Raw genomic sequence first — 1,590 nt, 5'->3', positions numbered from 1 at the left:
GCCCTAGCTTGACGTTTAACCTCGAGCCCGTGACCGGATACCGTCCCGGTCACGGGTTTGGTCGTTGCCCAGACACAACAACGGTCTTCGCGTGATCATGTGCTTCAACCACGAACACACCTGATCACAACGAAGACCGTCACCATGAGTCTGCTGCACCATCACACCCCTGTCGAGCGGCTGTCGGAGTTGTCCCGATTCCGCGAACAGTTCCACGCCTGCCTCACCACACGTGCCGATGCCCTCTTCGAGATATGCGAAGCCCTGGCCAGCGCCCCGACCCCCGTACGCCACCTGGCCCAACTCTCGCTGGAACCCGAACACCGACGCGGCCACGGCTCGGCCTACGCCGCCCTGGCCCGGGGCCGCATCGACACCACCCGGCTCAGGTCGATCCTGGCCGCGCTGCCCCTGCCCCGCTTCCACGGACGCATCGTGCTGGCCTGCGACATCAGCCCCTGGCTGCGCCCGGACGCCTGGACCAGCCCCGACCGCACCTGGTGCCACACCTACGGGCGCGGCACCGGCCAAGCCGAGATGGTCCCGGGCTGGCCCTACTCGATGATCGTCGCGCTGGAAGAGGGCGCCACCTCCTGGACCACGCCCTTGGACCTGCGCCGCCTTCGAAGCGGGGAGGACGCCACCACCGTCACCGCCCACCAGATCCGCCACGTGACGGCCTCTTTGACCAGGTCCGGGCATCACCACGACGGCGACCCCGACATCATGGTGGTGGTCGATGCGGGCTATGACAGCCCCCGCCTGGCCCACCTGCTCGCCGACCTGCCCGTCCAGGTGGTGGGCCGGTTGCGTTCGGACCGGGTGTTCTACGGCCCGGCCGAGAACCTGCCGCCCAGCGCGACAGGCCGCCCGGCCAAGCACGGAGCCCCGCTCAGGATGGCCGCCCCCCAGACCTGGCCCGCACCGAAGACGGTCTCCACCACCCCCACCCGCCGCTACGGGAGTGCGACCACCCGTTCCTGGGACCGGGTCCACCCCCGGCTCACGCACCGCTCGGCCTGGGCCGGCCACTCCGGCCGGCTGCCGGTGATCGAGGGCACCCTGGTGCTGCTGGAAGTTCAGGCGTTGCCCTCGCGGCGCGACCCCAAGCCGCTGTGGCTGTGGTGCTCGGCCACCGGGATGCTCTCAGAGCAGGTCAGCCAGGTGTGGTGGGCTTACCTGCGCCGGTTCGACATCGAGCACACCTTCCGCTTCTTCAAGCAGCAGTTGGGGTGGGACGCGCCCCGGGTGCGTGATCCCGCAGCAGCGGACCGGTGGTCCTGGCTGGTCGTCGTGGCCTATGCCCAGTTGCGGTTGGCTCGCGCCTTGGTGGTTCAGGTGCGTTTGCCCTGGCACAGGCCGGTGGAGCCGGAACGGATGAGTCCGTCCCGGGTGCGTCGGGGGTTTCGGTACATCCACGCGGTGCTGCCTCGGTGTGTGGGTGTTCCGCGGCCCTCGTCCGCGGGTCCGGGGCGCCCGAGGGGGAGCCGGAACCAACGTCCAGCTCCCCGTTACGGGGTGGCGAAGAAGCACAAAACGGACACGGTGGGCAGCCTCAGCGCCAAGCAAGCACGTTAAACGCCAAGCTAG

1 protein-coding gene is annotated in these 1,590 nt (G+C 69.3%); it reads left to right on the top strand.

Annotation, left to right across the window (positions count from 1 at the left end; all coding sequences use genetic code 11):
* Positions 1-144 precede the first annotated feature (144 nt).
* The gene (locus tag ACFQBR_RS33540) at positions 145-1,578 is read left to right on the top strand and encodes an NF041680 family putative transposase (RefSeq protein ID WP_344178835.1); all 1,434 of its coding nucleotides are present in this window, start codon (positions 145-147) and stop codon (positions 1,576-1,578) included.
* Positions 1,579-1,590: the final 12 nt, after the last annotated feature.

This window comes from Nocardiopsis tropica (genome assembly GCF_042660575.1).
GTDB lineage: Bacteria > Actinomycetota > Actinomycetes > Streptosporangiales > Streptosporangiaceae > Nocardiopsis > Nocardiopsis tropica.
This window is presented reverse-complemented; position numbering and strand designations above follow the sequence as displayed.